This is a genomic window from Hominiventricola sp., assembly GCF_057604405.1.
The window spans coordinates 187,361-202,727 of sequence record NZ_DBLYVB010000003.1; the positions used below are offsets into that span (position 1 = coordinate 187,361).

The 15,367-nt window shown below is 46.9% G+C and carries 17 protein-coding genes; 16 read left to right on the forward strand and 1 reads right to left on the reverse strand.

Going from position 1 to position 15,367, the window contains the following annotated elements:
* The first annotated feature begins 21 nt into the window (after positions 1–21).
* Positions 22–249 carry a hypothetical protein gene (locus ACZMB2_RS03925; protein WP_487595611.1) on the forward strand — a complete coding sequence of 76 codons (228 nt, stop codon included), beginning with the start codon at positions 22–24 and terminating at the stop codon, positions 247–249.
* 169 nt (positions 250–418) lie between these two features.
* The gene (locus tag ACZMB2_RS03930) at positions 419–622 is read left to right on the forward strand and encodes a protein-export chaperone SecB (RefSeq protein WP_487595612.1); all 204 of its coding nucleotides are present in this window, start codon (positions 419–421) and stop codon (positions 620–622) included.
* Positions 623–728: 106 nt separating this feature from the next.
* On the opposite strand, the gene ACZMB2_RS03935 is transcribed toward ACZMB2_RS03930, so the two are convergent.
* Positions 729–1,907 (reverse strand): CDP-glycerol glycerophosphotransferase family protein, encoded by a 1,179-nt coding sequence (locus ACZMB2_RS03935; protein ID WP_487595613.1) that lies wholly within the window; start codon positions 1,905–1,907, stop codon positions 729–731.
* Positions 1,908–2,191: 284 nt separating this feature from the next.
* Between ACZMB2_RS03935 and ACZMB2_RS03940 the strand changes: the two genes are divergently transcribed.
* From ACZMB2_RS03940 to purD, 14 genes are all read left to right on the forward strand, one after another.
* On the forward strand, positions 2,192–3,178 hold the full coding sequence (locus ACZMB2_RS03940; protein ID WP_487595614.1) for an acyltransferase family protein: 987 nt from the start codon (positions 2,192–2,194) through the stop codon (positions 3,176–3,178).
* A gap of 22 nt (positions 3,179–3,200) precedes the next feature.
* The gene (pap, locus tag ACZMB2_RS03945; RefSeq protein WP_487595615.1) at positions 3,201–4,676 is read left to right on the forward strand and encodes a polyphosphate:AMP phosphotransferase; all 1,476 of its coding nucleotides are present in this window, start codon (positions 3,201–3,203) and stop codon (positions 4,674–4,676) included.
* 63 nt (positions 4,677–4,739) lie between these two features.
* Entirely contained in the window at positions 4,740–5,669 is a 930-nt protein-coding gene (gene pyrF, locus ACZMB2_RS03950; protein ID WP_487595616.1) for an orotidine-5'-phosphate decarboxylase, read from the forward strand.
* 69 nt (positions 5,670–5,738) lie between these two features.
* Positions 5,739–6,512, forward strand: coding sequence for a dihydroorotate dehydrogenase electron transfer subunit (locus ACZMB2_RS03955; protein WP_487595617.1), 774 nt, complete (start codon positions 5,739–5,741; stop codon positions 6,510–6,512).
* Entirely contained in the window at positions 6,512–7,414 is a 903-nt protein-coding gene (locus ACZMB2_RS03960; RefSeq protein WP_118770353.1) for a dihydroorotate dehydrogenase, read from the forward strand. Before ACZMB2_RS03955 ends, ACZMB2_RS03960 begins: the two co-directional genes overlap by 1 nt.
* Before the next feature lie 32 nt (positions 7,415–7,446).
* The gene (gene pyrE / locus ACZMB2_RS03965; RefSeq protein ID WP_118770352.1) at positions 7,447–8,127 is read left to right on the forward strand and encodes an orotate phosphoribosyltransferase; all 681 of its coding nucleotides are present in this window, start codon (positions 7,447–7,449) and stop codon (positions 8,125–8,127) included.
* A 15-nt stretch (positions 8,128–8,142) separates the two neighbouring features.
* Positions 8,143–8,298, forward strand: a complete 156-nt coding sequence (locus ACZMB2_RS03970) for a hypothetical protein (RefSeq protein ID WP_487595618.1) — start codon at positions 8,143–8,145, stop codon at positions 8,296–8,298.
* Between the two features lie 53 nt (positions 8,299–8,351).
* Positions 8,352–8,819 carry a VanZ family protein gene (locus ACZMB2_RS03975; RefSeq protein WP_487595619.1) on the forward strand — a complete coding sequence of 156 codons (468 nt, stop codon included), beginning with the start codon at positions 8,352–8,354 and terminating at the stop codon, positions 8,817–8,819.
* Positions 8,809–9,123: a DUF6142 family protein gene (locus tag ACZMB2_RS03980; RefSeq protein ID WP_487595620.1), complete on the forward strand. Its 315-nt coding sequence runs from the start codon at positions 8,809–8,811 to the stop codon at positions 9,121–9,123. Before ACZMB2_RS03975 ends, ACZMB2_RS03980 begins: the two co-directional genes overlap by 11 nt.
* A 4-nt stretch (positions 9,124–9,127) precedes the next feature.
* On the forward strand, positions 9,128–11,173 hold the full coding sequence (locus tag ACZMB2_RS03985) for an aminopeptidase (RefSeq protein ID WP_487595621.1): 2,046 nt from the start codon (positions 9,128–9,130) through the stop codon (positions 11,171–11,173).
* Between the two features lie 314 nt (positions 11,174–11,487).
* Positions 11,488–12,000, forward strand: coding sequence for a 5-(carboxyamino)imidazole ribonucleotide mutase (gene purE, locus ACZMB2_RS03990; RefSeq protein ID WP_118770348.1), 513 nt, complete (start codon positions 11,488–11,490; stop codon positions 11,998–12,000).
* A 30-nt stretch (positions 12,001–12,030) separates the two neighbouring features.
* A complete protein-coding gene (gene purM / locus ACZMB2_RS03995; RefSeq protein WP_487595622.1) occupies positions 12,031–13,056 on the forward strand; it encodes a phosphoribosylformylglycinamidine cyclo-ligase in 1,026 nt (341 codons plus the stop codon).
* Entirely contained in the window at positions 13,050–13,676 is a 627-nt protein-coding gene (purN, locus tag ACZMB2_RS04000; RefSeq protein WP_487595623.1) for a phosphoribosylglycinamide formyltransferase, read from the forward strand. Before purM ends, purN begins: the two co-directional genes overlap by 7 nt.
* A gap of 13 nt (positions 13,677–13,689) precedes the next feature.
* Positions 13,690–14,961, forward strand: a complete 1,272-nt coding sequence (gene purD / locus ACZMB2_RS04005; RefSeq protein ID WP_487595624.1) for a phosphoribosylamine--glycine ligase — start codon at positions 13,690–13,692, stop codon at positions 14,959–14,961.
* The last annotated feature ends 406 nt before the right edge of the window (positions 14,962–15,367 follow it).

Here is a 15,367-nt window from a genome sequence, read left to right on the forward strand (position 1 = left end):
AAGAATCAGGAGGAATGAATCATGAAAGAATATGAGATCGTACATGAGATTTTCAATGAATGTGCCAATAATCAGATGCGGGATGTGTTCTTTGAGGAGGCAGAAGTGGAAGATCCGGAAGCCTATGTCCGTGCCCGCCATAAAGATAAGGAACTCCATCTGGAGAAAACCCTGCAGGCAGATGGATCTGTTGTCATTGATATTGAGTCGGCAGGATTGCTGCAGAGGTACTCTTTTACGGAGATTTAGAGTGAGAAGGGGCTGTTGCAAAATAGATGGAGTAATCATCTATGGAGCAGCAGCTCCTTTTTGTGTCCAAAAAAATGAAAAAGCAGGCTCCGAAGAACCTGCCATTCATGGTATAATAAATTATGTCAAGTAAAATAAAATACAAGGAAAGAAGCCAGAAGAGTATACGTTGGAAATTAATTTAGTTGGATTTTTCTCTTTTGATGATGAAGAAGTGCTGGACGAGTCGAAAAAGAATGACTTGATCAGTAAAAATGCGGTTGCTATTATGATGCCGTATTTAAGAAGTGAGGTTTCTCTTCTGACGGCACAGCCTGGAGTTGAATGCGTTGTTTTGCCGCCATTTAATATTAATAAGATGATGAAATCATAAAGTAAGAACTAAAGATGGAAAAAATGACAACTAACCCTCGGCATGATTCCACCGTAATGGAATAAGAAAATCCCCGGACTGCCCTCCGGGGATTTTCGTTTCGGCACTATTTCAGCTCCAAAATATAATCAACTACCGCTTCTGCCGCGTGACCATCATCGTAATAATCCATTTTTTTCATGAAAGTCTTTCTTTTTTTCTCGTATTCTTCCCATGAGAAATCCAGAATGTTTTTCAACATCTGTCCGTTATTGAAGGCAATCGGAGACGGAAGCTCAGAGAGTTCCATATAATATCCTTTGTCCCGTTTCATCTGATCATAGTCCTCTGCATAGAAGAAGGACAGGCGGTCCAGCTGCAGATAATCAAATCCGCAGGAGGAGTAGTCTGTGATGACAGCGTCTCCAGCAGCCAGAAGTTCCTGACTGTTAGGGTATGGAGAAGCGTTGATGATCCGGTCCGTGTAGTGAATGTCGAAGTCTGCTGCATTTACGTTAGGATGCATGCGGACCAGCATGGCCCATTTGCCGCCGAAGCGTTCCTCGAAGGCCTTGATACATCCGTCAAAATCCAGATGATAAGCATTGAGCTTCCGGTTCTCACGCCAGGTCGGTACATAGAGCACCAGATTTATATCCTGAGGAAGATGGTAGTAGTCACGGATCATGCTGCGAAGAGGAGTCTGATCCTGAAAATACAGATCATTTTTGGGAAGTCCCTTTTCCATAATTGGACCATCATACCAGAAGCAGCTTTTAAAACACTGGGTCCAGAATCTGCAGTTGGACAGAAGCAGGTCGATAGCCTTGGAATCCTTTTTCGCATAGGAGATGTACTCTTTGGAAAGTCCGCTGCCTGCGTCGCGCTCGATCCGTTTCAAACCGGGACCTGCATGCCAAGTATGGATGTAAGTCTGCCTTTTTTTCTTTTTGAAATAATAAAGCTTTCTCGTATTGTCCACCCAGACACCGGCGGTTGCCATGTGATAGACAAAAGCTGCAGTGTTGGGCCGGATGATGGTTAGTTCCGGTGGAAATGTGCAGCCAGGCTTTTCACAGACCCAATACATTTTATAAGGAATCTTCCGGCGGATGCATTCCTCCGCAATGTAGCGGGTATTGTCGCCAAAGCCGCCGCCGTTAAAGTTGCTGAAGACGATTTTTTTATGCTCTACCGGAAGCAGATAGCAGATCTGCCATACCAGCCAGATGTAGACCTTGTGAAACCGCGGGTAAATTCCTGCCAACACTGGGTAGAGCGGTGTCTTTTTGATTTTTTCTATCATAGTGTGTTCTCTCCATGTGAATGTGTTAAACTTTGAATAGTCTAACACATTTATTGCTCCTCGGCAATCACTGTGATAAACTGATATATAGGAATGTTAATGCGAGTGAAGGTGACAGTCTGTGAAAGGAACGTCCGCAGTCCCGGTACTTCCTGAGAAGGAGCGTTAAGCGACATTCGAAGGTTAGTACCGCTGGATCGAGGACTTAGCGCGAGCGGTTCCGCTCACAGACTGTTACAGATACTCGCTTAGCTGACTGTAGTCTGTAATAATGAGGTATCTACATGAAAGAACGGAACGAATCCCTGGACTGTCTGAAAGGAATTGCCATTTTGCTGGTCATGTTCGGACACGTACAGGTCCATAATCATATGACGGATCCCTATCTCTATGATGTGATCAAATCCATCCAGATGCCATTATTTTTTCTGGTCAGTGGATATCTGACAGGAAAAGGGACGAAAATACAGAGTGTAGAACAATTTAGCGTGCGCATGAAAAAGCGGGCAGTGGCATATCTTCTCCCATTCTTTTCCTGGTTGGTGGTGCAGCATCTGACCTATGTGCCGCGGGCATTGAAGACGGTATTGTTTCAGCTGGACTATGGTTTATGGTTTTTGATGACATTATTTTTATTTACGCTGCTTGCTTATGTAGCGCAACTGCTCCAGAATCTGTGGGGCAGAGGCAAAGAAATGGTGTTCTGGGTGATCTGGTTCTTGGGATGCGGCGGGATTCTGGCAGCATATCTGGCAGGTGTGACGTTCTTAAGTCCGTCCATACTGGTAATTTATCTCCCCTATTACACCGTGGCATATTTTGTGGGAATGCATGAGGAGTTGGTGGAAAAGTATGTACCGGTGCGGCTGCAGCGGTGGACAACCTGGATTGGCGGCATTGTATTTCTAATGATGGTCGTGAAACTGGATCTGGTGACGGTGACTGGCATTGTGATGCTTGGGGTACAGACCATTGCATCCTTCCTTGGATGTTTCTGGCTAATCCGGATCGTGCTGGACTGGAAAGACTGCCGGGCAAAACAGAAACTTGCACAGCTGGGACTTTATACGCTGGAAATCTATGTCCTTCATTACCAGTTTGCAAAAGTGCTGAATCCGGAGGAAATTGCCTACACTTTCTGGAGTGCGGAGGGACTGCTCTACGCAGGAGCAGCATTTGTGGTCATGAGTGCCATCACGGCAGCGCTTATCTACATCATTGACCATGCGGGAATTTTACGATTGTTTTTGTTTGGAAAATATAAAAAATAGAATGGTTCAGGGGGGTACACATATGCTGAGAGAATGGAAAGCTGCAGAGAAACCGGAGGAAGAGGAACTGAAAAAACGTCTTACTGCAGCGAGGGAGAAGCTGGCGCGGCAGCAGATGCTCATTAAAGAGAAGAAGATTCCGGTGCTGGTGCTTATGGAGGGCTGGGGAACAGCTGGAAAGGGAAGCTGCATCGGAGAGATTATTCAAAACATTGATCCGCGTTTCTTTAAGGTAGAATCTATGGAGAAGAAGAGCGAGGAAGAGGAGCGGCATCCGTTCTTGTACCGGTATTTTGCAAAGATTCCGGAAGCAGGAAAATTTGTATTTCTGGATTCTGGCTGGATGGGTGAGACGGTGGGTGATTATCTGCGCGGAGAACTGAAAGAATCAGAATATACCAGACGGATCGAGAGCATTCGCCGGTTTGAGCGTCAGCTGACGGATAATGGATATCTGGTTATGAAATTTTTTCTGCACATTTCAGAAAAAGAGCAGAAGAAACGGATCAAACATCTGACAGAAGAGAAGGATACCATGTGGCGTGTCAATAGAAATGACATGTGGCAGAATCATCATTATGAGAAATGTGTGGATGCGTTTTCTTCCTATATGAAAGACACCAGTATGCCATCGGCACCCTGGTACATCATTGATGCCAAATCAAAGAAATGGACGGAATTGCAGGTGTTGGAGACGCTGACTCAGGGAATTGACATTGCGTTTCATAACCGGAATATGGCGGCGCCGCTTCTGCAAAATGTTTTTCCGTTGGAAAAGATGCCGCTGCTCTCCGAGATCCCGTTGGACAAAGAGCTGGCAGATGAAGAATATCAGGAAGAATTAAAGCGGCTGCAGACCTGTCTGGGAGACCTTCACAATCGCCTGTACCGGAAGAAAGTGCCGGTGATTATCGCCTATGAAGGCTGGGATGCAGCAGGAAAGGGCGGTAATATTAAGCGGATTACAGGAGCACTGGATCCGAGAGGCTACGAAGTACATCCGATTGCCAGTCCGGAGCCTCATGAGAAGGCAAGGCATTATCTGTGGCGGTTCTGGACCAGACTTCCCAAGACCGGGCATATAGCTATCTTTGACCGAACCTGGTATGGAAGAGTTATGGTGGAACGCCTGGAAGGCTTCTGCAGTGAAAATGACTGGAAACGCGCCTATAATGAGATTAATGAATTTGAAAAGGAACTCCACGACTGGGGTGCTGTGATTATTAAATTCTGGGTACAGATTGACAAAGTAACCCAACTGCGCCGTTTTACGGACCGTCAGAATACACCGGAAAAGCAGTGGAAAATTACGGATGAGGACTGGAGAAACCGGGAAAAGTGGGATCAGTATGAAATCGCGGTCAATGAGATGATTGCCAGAACCAGTACCACCTATGCTCCATGGCATATACTGGAATCTGTGGATAAAAAATATGCGAGAATCAAAGCATTGAAGATTGTGGTGGAAGAACTGGAAAAGGTGTTGGATACGCATTGAAATCGCGGAACAGTTATGCTACACTAGAACGCAGAAAAATTAAGACAGACAAAGGAGATTTCCATGATTAACAAACTGATCAATAAGATCCAGAAAACAAAGGCACCTATCGTGGTAGGACTTGATCCGATGCTTTCTTATGTACCGGAGCATATTCAGAAAAAAGCGTTTGACGAGTTTGGAGAAACTCTGGAGGGAGCGGCAGAAGCAATCTGGCAGTTCAATAAAGAGATCGTAGACAAGACCTATGATCTGATTCCGGCAGTCAAACCGCAGATTGCCATGTATGAGCAGTTTGGCATCGAGGGCCTGAAAGCATATAAGAAAACTGTAGATTACTGCAAATCTAAAGATCTGGTAGTGATCGGTGATATTAAACGTGGTGATATCGGTTCCACTTCTGCGGCCTATGCGACCGGTCATCTTGGAAAGGTGCAGGTGGGAAGTAAAACCTATGCAGGTTTTGATGAGGATTTTGCTACGGTCAATCCGTATCTTGGATCTGACGGCGTGAAACCCTTCATTGATGTCTGCAAAGAGGAAAAGAAAGGTCTCTTTATCCTTGTAAAAACATCCAACCCGTCCAGCGGTGAATTTCAGGACCAGCTGATCAACGGAAAACCGCTGTATGAACTGGTAGGCGAGAAGGTAGCTCAGTGGGGCGAAGATCACATGGGTGATGGCTACAGCTACATCGGAGCCGTAGTAGGTGCCACCTATCCGGAGCAGGGAGAGATTCTTCGTAAAGTAATGCCGAAATCCTTCATTCTGGTACCGGGATATGGAGCACAGGGCGGAAAAGGAAAAGACCTGGTTCATTTCTTTAATGAAGACGGTCTTGGTGCGATTGTCAATTCTTCCAGAGGTATCATTGCCGCTTACAAACAGGAAGCATATGCAAAATTCGGAGCAGAGAATTTTGGGGATGCATCCCGTGCGGCCGTAGAGGCTATGATTGCAGATATTCAGGGAGCTTTGGACGCAGCACTTTAATAGATGATCATACGGGCGGAATGCGTAGGACGTGTTCCGCCTGCGTCGAAGAATGGAGAAAATAAAGACATGAAGAACAGAGAATTTGCCACCGTTCTGGAGCAGAAAGAGATTGCTTCCGGAATTTTCAGCCTGTGGCTTCAGACCGAGCAGATTGCAAAAGGCGCAGTTCCGGGACAGTTCGTGTCCGTATACAGCAGTGATGGAAGTCATATGCTGCCGCGTCCCATCAGTATCTGCGAAATCAATGCAGAGGAAGGAAAGCTTCGCCTTGTATATCGGGTAGTCGGAGAAGGAACTGCAGAATTTTCCGGACGGAAAGCCGGAGATAAACTGGAGATCTTAGGACCTCTGGGAAATGGATTCCCGTTAAAAGGAAAGAAGCCGCTTCTGATGGGCGGAGGTATCGGCGTGCCGCCGATGGTACAGCTGGGAGCTGCATTGAAGGCACAGGGCTGTACGGGAGTGCAGACAGTAGCCGGATACCGGGATGAACTGTTCCTGACAGAAGAACTGTCCGCATCCGGAGACTTCTATATCGCAACGGAAGATGGAAGTGCAGGAACGAAGGGAAATGTCATGGATGCTGTCCGTGAGCATGGAATCGAAGCAGATGTCATCTATGCCTGCGGTCCGAAACCGATGCTCCGTGCTATCAAGGCTTATGCGGAGGAAAAAGGCATCGAGTGTTACATTTCCATGGAAGAGCGCATGGCCTGCGGCATCGGAGCCTGTCTTGCCTGTGTCTGCCAGTCAAAAGAGGTGGACGGACATTCCCATGTGCACAATAAGAGAGTCTGCAAGGATGGACCGGTATTTTTAAGTACGGAGGTGGAACTGTAATGAATACAAAAGTAACCATCGCAGGTGTGGAGCTTAAAAATCCAGTCATGACTGCATCCGGAACCTTTGGATCCGGTGCTGAGTACAGTGAATTTTATGATCTGGGAGCATTGGGTGCCGTAGTGACCAAGGGTGTGGCAAATGTGCCGTGGCCGGGCAATCCGACACCTCGAATCGCAGAGACCAGAAGCGGCATGCTCAATGCCATTGGCCTGCAGAACCCGGGGATTGATGTATTTGTAAAAAGAGATATTCCGTTCCTGAAGCAGTATGATACGAAGATCATCGTCAATGTCTGCGGAAAGAGTGAAGAAGATTACTGTGAGGTGGTAGAGCGTCTGGCGGAGGAGCCGGTGGATCTGCTGGAGATCAATGTTTCCTGCCCAAATGTAAAGGAAGGCGGCATTGCCTTCGGACAGGATCCGAAAGCACTGCAGCATATTACTGAGCAGGTAAAAAAACGGGCAAAACAGCCGGTCATCATGAAATTAAGTCCCAATGTGACGGACATTACTGTCATGGCAAAAGCCGCAGAGGCAGGCGGAGCAGACGCCCTGTCCATGATCAATACCCTGACCGGTATGAAGATTGACATCAACAGAAGAACCTTTGCTCTGGCAAATAAGACCGGAGGTATGTCCGGTCCGGCTGTGAAACCGGTGGCAGTCCGGATGGTATATCAGGCAGCCAACGCGGTGAAGATTCCGATCATCGGCATGGGCGGTATCACGAACGCAGATGATGCATTGGAATTTATCCTGGCAGGAGCAACCGCGGTTTCTGTGGGAACTGCGAATTTTGCCAATCCCTATGCCGCAAAAGAAGTGGCAGAAGGTATTGAAGCTTATATGAAAAAATATCAGGTAGAAGATATCAAAGATCTGGTCGGCGCAGTGCGCTAAAGGACACGGACCTAACACAGGAGGATGAAAGAATGGAACAGTATAAACAGGAATTTATAGAATTTATGGTAGATTGTGATGTGCTGAAATTCGGCGAGTTCACATTAAAGAGCGGCAGAAAATCCCCGTTTTTTATGAATGCAGGTGCATATGTAACGGGCTCCCAGTTAAAGAAGCTGGGTGAGTATTATGCGAAAGCCATTCATGATAAATATGGGGATGATTTTGATGTACTTTTCGGACCGGCATACAAGGGCATTCCGCTGAGCGTAGTCACTGCGATTGCATACAGTGAATTGTTTGGAAAAGAGATTCGTTATTGCTCCGACCGGAAAGAGGAGAAGGATCATGGCGCTGACAAGGGAAGCTTCCTGGGAAGCAAATTAAAAGACGGTGACCGCGTTGTCATGATCGAGGATGTTACCACTTCCGGAAAATCCATGGAAGAGACCGTGCCGAAGGTAAAAGGAGCAGCTGATGTAGAAATCGTGGGGCTTATGGTATCGCTGGATCGTATGGAAGTTGGAAAGGGCGGCGTAAAGTGCGCTCTTGATGAGGTAAAAGATCTCTACGGATTCCCAACCAACGCTATCGTAACCATGGCAGATGTGGTAGAATATCTGTATAACCGTCCGTACAAGGGCAAAGTCATCATCGACGACACATTAAAAGCTGCCATCGATGCATACTATGAACAGTACGGAGCAAAATAAGGGGGTAACTTCTGCATGAACAATGAGAAAACCTATAAATTAATGGGACGTGTAGGCGGCGGTACGCTGGCGCTCGGCATTATTGTGCTGGTAACAGGTGTAGTCACTGGAATTCTGACGATTGTAAATGGCGCACGCCTTTTAAAAGGAAAATCTGATTTGATGTTTTAGGCTGGGAGGGGCATGATGCGCCCCTCCTTTTGACGCCTTGTAAAGGAGATTTGGTGAAAGAAAAAACGGAGAAAAAAATCCGGTTCTGGTGCAGAATTTTTCTCGGTGTCTATCTGGTTTTGCTGGTCTATTTTCTCATTTTTTCAGAAGAATGGGGGCGTACGTTCCTGGAAGGGGAGTATCGGTATAATCTGGTTCCATTTCAGGAAATCAGCCGATATCTTCGGTATCGGGAACAGATCGGTATTGGATATGTATTTTTGAATCTGGGCGGAAATGTCATTGGATTTATTCCCTTTGGTGCTTTACTGCCGTCGATTGGCCGGAAACCGTCCGGATTCTTGAGAACGACATTTATTGGATTTGAGTTAAGTCTGATGGTGGAATTATCACAGCTGGTACTGAAAGTGGGAAGCTGTGATGTGGATGATGTCCTGTTAAATACATGGGGGTGCTGTCTGGGATATGGATTGTACCGCCTGATAAAATGGCATCGGAGGAAAGAAAGACATGTGGAATAAGAAAAAAATCCGGTTCACGGATAAAAAGCATTCCCGTCAGGGAATCATATCCAGTGGACTTGGTGGGGCTGCGCTGCTGCTTTTTGCGGCATCTGTTGCGGCAGCTTATATACGAAGCGGTCAGGCAGGAAGAATCATTGCAGTGACCGGATTCCTGGCCATGCTGTGCGCCTGCGCCGGATTATATTATGGAATCCTTGGATACCGGGAGGAAGGAACCTACCGGTTATTTCCGCGGCTTGGCTGCGGGCTGAATTTTCTGCTGCTGGCAGGTTTTGTATCAATTTATATACTCGGATGGTGAGAAAATGGAAGAAAGAGAAGATTTAAAGGAACGCATGGATCTGGCGGTGGAGCGTATCCACCAGATTGCCGCAAATCCGGAAGTGGAAGGTCCGGCAGGAGATTATTTTAAAAGAACAGCACAGTTTATGGAACTGGTGCTGGAGAAAAAAGACTGGAAACATGCCTCTCTTGCAGAACTTCAGAAATGGAACAGAGAGCTGTATGGGGATATTGAGGGCGAGGCATATGAAAAGAGCTTTGCCAATCCGTCTTATGCCGTGCAGATGTTGGGCGAAGGTGTGGGACAGATTCTGTCCTTTATTTATACCGAGATCCGCGGTATGATCGTCTATGCATTTGAGGGAAGAGAAGAGGAACTGCTCATTCATATGGAACTGTTCCTGCAGATTCACAGCGAATACGCAGATGGTGAGCAGCCAGAGGAAGAGCGTCTTCGCAAGGATGTATACTGGTTTATGAGTGATTATAGTGATGTGATGGCGGCATACCGGGTTCGTGAGCAGGTAGATCCGTCCCTGTCTTTTGCAAGAGACATTATCATGGGAGAGGATTTATCAGATCCGCGTTATCTCTATCAATTCGGCGAGTACATCAGTGAGACAGAGCTGAAGACCAGCACCTTTTTAAATACCCTTCCGGAGGAGGAGATCCGGAAGCTGGCGTCCGTATTCACAGAAGGTTATCGGATTGGATTTGTGGCCAACGGCAAAGACCTGTCAAAGAAAAAGACTGTGAATATCCGTTACTGTCTGGGATTTGAGCGTATCATCCGTCAGGCCGTGAAGAATTTTGCGGATATGGGTCTTGAGAGTATTATTTATCGGGCGGCTGTGAGCAGAGTCAACATGCGGGAAAATAACAAGATCGGTTATTATGCAAGTTCTCCTAACCGGCAGTATGATTATGATCATAAAGGTGATGCAGCCCTCTTTATGGACAAGGCTTTCGTGGAGCGGAAGCTGGGAGTAATGAAGACCACCTTTGAAGAATATAAAGAACTGTCCAAAGGTCATGCAGGTCCTGCTGTTATGGAGATTTTCGGAGAGAAACCCTTTGAGCCGAAAGGAAAGGAAGAAGCACTGAAGCTGAACGAAAAGCAGCAGAAAAATCAGGTGCTCTTAAACAGTAAGGCAGGCCAGATGACCAATGAATATATTCCGGGTGAGGAGCGGAGCTTTACCATTATTGCCTTCCCGGTACCGGATATTGGCGAACATTTTGAGGAGATCTTTACGGAGACTGTGAAGATCAATACACTGGACTATCACACCTATCAGAGAATCCAGCAGACGATCATCAATGCGCTGGATAAAGGAACTTCTGTCCACATTCAGGGAGCTGGTGCCAACCGGACTGATCTGACGGTGGCGTTGGCAGAGAAGCAGGATTCAGAGAAGGAGACTGTCTTTGAAAACTGTGTGGCAGACGTTAATATTCCGGTAGGAGAAGTATTTACCTCTCCGAAACTGACCGGAACGGAAGGACTTCTCCATGTGACAGGGGTCTATCTCAACGAATTATTTTACCGGGATCTGACCCTCACCTTCAGGAATGGCATGATCCGGGATTACACCTGCGGCAACTATGAGAAGGAAGAGGAAAACCGCCGTTATATTCAGGAAAATGTGCTGTTCCATCATGATACCCTCCCGATGGGAGAATTTGCCATCGGAACCAATACTACGGCCTATGTCATGGCAAGAAAATACGGCATCGAGGCATGTATGCCGATTCTCATTGCAGAGAAGACCGGCCCCCATTTCGCAGTGGGTGACACCTGCTACTCCTGGGAGGAAGATACAGACACCTTCAATCCGGATGGCAAACGGATTGTGGCAAAGGAAAATGAGTGTTCTGTGCTTCGAAAGGAAGATCCGGGCAAGGCATATTTTAATTGTCACACGGACATTACGATTCCTTATGATGAACTGGAGTCCATCGCGGTTATCCACGCTGATGGCAGCACTGAGGATATCATCCAGGACGGAAGATTCGTCCTGCCGGGAACGGAGGAATTAAATGTGCCGTTGGATGCGTACGATATGTAGGTGACAAGGAGGTAACTGTATGTGAAAGGAACGTCCGCAGTCCCGGTACTTCATGAGAACGAGCGTTCAGCGATGTTCGAATGTTAGTACCGCTGGATCGAGGACTTAGCGCGAGCGGTTCCGCTCACATATGGTTACTCCGAGTTACCGGATATTACTTAAGCAGAAGTCTTGACAATTATAGAAAGTCCCTGTAATATAACTTATAAGTAGAGACAATATTATCAATATAACTTATAAAAGAAACTAATAAAAGTTCCACGAGTCCATGGGACGGAAGTGGGAAATGTTTCATTACATGGAGGAGATTTACGATGGCAAAAGTAGGAATTGTCATGGGCAGCGATTCAGATATGCCCATCATGAGCAAAGCAGCAGATGTACTTGCAAAACTGGGTGTGGAGTTTGAGATGACGATCATCTCCGCTCACAGAGAGCCGGACGTATTCTTTGAATATGCGAAAAGCGCAGAGAGCAAAGGCTTCAAGGTGATTATCGCAGGCGCTGGAAAAGCGGCTCACCTTCCGGGTATGTGTGCGGCAATTTTCCCGCTTCCGGTTATCGGAATTCCAATGAAGACTTCTGACCTGGGCGGTGTGGATTCTCTTTATTCTATCGTGCAGATGCCGACCGGTATTCCGGTAGCAACCGTAGCCATTAACGGCGGAGCCAATGCAGGTATTCTGGCAGCAAAGATTCTGGCAGCTTCTGATCCGGAGCTTCTGGAGCGTCTGAAAAAATATTCAGAAGATATGAAAGAAGAAGTAGAAGGTAAGGCAAAGAAACTGGACGAGATCGGATATAAAGAATATCTGAAACAGATGTAGAACGTGTACAGGGAAAAGGAGGACTACAGAATGGATTACAAAAACGCAGGTGTGGATATTGAGGCTGGTTACAAATCAGTAGAGCTTATGAAAGAGCATGTAAAGGCAACCATGAGACCGGAAGTCCTTGGCGGACTGGGAGGTTTCTCCGGTGCATTTTCCTTAAATGCCATCAAAGATATGGAAGACCCGGTGCTCCTGTCCGGAACCGACGGATGCGGAACCAAAGTAAAGCTGGCATTTCTCATGGACAAACATGATACCATCGGTATCGATGCAGTTGCCATGTGCGTCAACGATGTGGCATGTGCAGGCGGTGAGCCGCTGTTCTTCCTCGACTATATTGCCTGCGGCAAGAACTATCCGGAGAAAATCGCAGAGATCGTAAAAGGTGTGGCAGAGGGCTGCAAACAGGCTGGCGCTGCATTGATCGGCGGTGAGACTGCAGAGCATCCGGGACTGATGCCGGAAGACGAGTACGATCTGGCAGGATTTGCAGTTGGCGTTGTTGATAAAAAAGATCTGATCACCGGAGAGACCATTAAACCGGGCGATACCCTCATCGGTATTGCATCTTCCGGAATCCACAGCAACGGATTCTCTTTGGTAAGAAAAGTGTTCCGTATGAGCGAAGAAGCACTGAATACATATTATGACAATCTGGGCGCTACCCTGGGTGAGACGCTGATCACTCCGACCAGAATCTATGTGAAAGCATTAAAGAGTGTCAAAGAAGCAGGCGTGACTGTGAAAGGCTGCAGTCATATCACCGGCGGCGGATTCTATGAGAACATTCCGAGAATGCTTCCGGACGGCGTGCGTGCGGTTGTGAAGAAAGACAGTTATCCGGTACTTCCGATCTTCAAGATGCTGCAGGAAGAGGGAAATATTACCGAAGAAATGATGTACAACACCTTCAACATGGGACTTGGCATGATTCTGGCTGTTGATCCGGCAGATGTGGACAAGACGATGGAGGCACTGAAGGCAGCAGGGGAGACCCCGTACGTGGTTGGTTCTGTAGAAGCAGGTGAGAAGGGTGTGACCTTATGTTAAAACTGGCAGTTCTGGTATCCGGCGGAGGAACCAATCTGCAGTCGATTATCGATTCCATTGCAGACGGACGGATTACCAATGCGGAGATCAAAGTGGTCATCAGCAATAATAAAAATGCCTATGCGCTGGAGCGGGCTGCCAAAGCAGGAATTCCGGCAAAGGCATTAAGCCAGAAGGATTTTACGGACAGGGAAGCTTTTAACGATGCGCTTCTTCAGGCACTTATTGACTCAGAAGCAGATCTTGTAGTGCTGGCAGGCTGTCTGGTTGTCATTCCGCCGAAGATTGTGGAACATTTTAAAAATCGGATCATTAATATTCATCCGTCTCTGATTCCTTCTTTCTGTGGAAAAGATTATTACGGACTGAAGGTACATGAAGGGGTATTGAACCGAGGCGTGAAAGTGACCGGAGCCACCGTACATTTTGTGGACGACGGAACTGATACAGGACCAATCATTCTGCAGAAAGCAGTGGAGGTGCATCAGGATGATACACCGAAGTCCCTGCAGCTGCGGGTAATGGAAGAGGCAGAATGGGTGATCATGCCCAGGGCCATTGATCTGATAGCAAACGGTAAAGTGAAAGTAGAGGGCGGCAAAGCTCTGATTGAACAATAAGAGAGGCATTCATATGAAAATTTTGATTGTTGGAAGCGGCGGAAGAGAACATGCACTGGCATGGAAGATTGCACAGAGCCCGAAGGTAGAGAAGATCTACTGTGCGCCAGGAAATGCAGGAATCGCAGAGTATGCGGAGTGCGTGGATATCACTGCCATGGAGTTCGACAAACTGGCAGCATTTGCAAAAGAAAAAGAGATCGACCTGACGGTCATCGGTATGGATGACCCGCTGGTAGGCGGTATCGTGGATGTGTTTGAGGCACAGGGACTGCGCGTCTTCGGACCGCGGAAAAATGCGGCAATTCTGGAAGGTTCCAAAGCATTTTCCAAAGATCTTATGAAGAAATATGACATTCCGACTGCAGCTTATGAGAATTTTGATGATCCGGAGAAAGCTCTTGCTTATCTGGAACATGCAGATTTCCCGATTGTTCTGAAAGCCGATGGACTGGCACTTGGAAAAGGTGTGCTGATTTGCAATACGCTGGAAGAGGCAAAAGATGGGGTGAAATCCATTATGCTGGATAAGAAATTCGGCAGCGCCGGCAACCAGATGGTCATTGAAGAGTTCATGACCGGACGCGAGGTGTCCGTGCTCAGTTTTGTAGACGGCAAGACTATCCGTATCATGACCTCTGCGCAGGATCACAAGCGTGCGCTGGACGGCGATCAGGGTCTCAATACCGGTGGTATGGGAACCTTCTCCCCGAGTCCGTTTTATACAGAAGAAGTAGATGCATTCTGCAGAAAATATATTTATCAGAAGACGGTAGATGCTATGGCAGCAGAGGGCAGAGAATTCAAAGGTATCATTTTCTTCGGCCTTATGCTCACTCCGAAGGGTCCGAAAGTTCTGGAGTACAACGCCAGATTCGGTGATCCGGAGGCACAGGTTGTCCTGCCCCGCATGAAAAATGACATCATTGATGTCTTCGAGGCATGTGTAGATGGCAGCCTCGATCAGATTGAGCTGGAATTTGAGGACAATGCAGCAGTCTGTGTGGTACTGGCATCCGACGGCTATCCGGTGAAATACGATAAAGGTCTGGAGATCAGAGGACTTGAGAATTTCAAAGATAAAGACGGCTACTATGTCTTCCATGCCGGAACAAAATTCAAAGACGGCAAGATCGTTACCAACGGAGGCCGCGTCCTTGGTGTGGTAGCAACTGGAGATGACCTTAAAAAGGCTCGTGCTAATGCCTATGAGGCAGTTAAACTGGTAGACTTCGATAATAAATACTGCAGAAGTGATATCGGAAAAGCCATTGATGAAGCATAAATGAGTCACAAATAACACCGGTATTTGTGCAGAGGAACCGTTCGCAGTAAGTCCTAAAACCAGCGGTACTAACACTTGAACATCGTCTTCGACTCGTTCCTGTGAAGCACCGGGACTGTGGACGTTCCCTGCACAAAAAGCCGGTGTTTTTTGCATCTATTCTTCGAGTAACAAAAAATTGCAAAAAAATGTAAAAAAGCTGTTGACAATTGTCATGGCTGATGCTATGATAGTTAAGTCGTCGCGAGAGAGCGAATGACACAAAAGAACAATGAACCTTGATAATTAAATAGTGCTTTGAAAGTCTTCGAAAGATTCTTTTAAGATTTTTAAACGAACAGCTTTAACTTATATAAGTCAAAAGCAACCTAAAAAACAGTAACGGATAGAACAGCCAAGTGTTGTT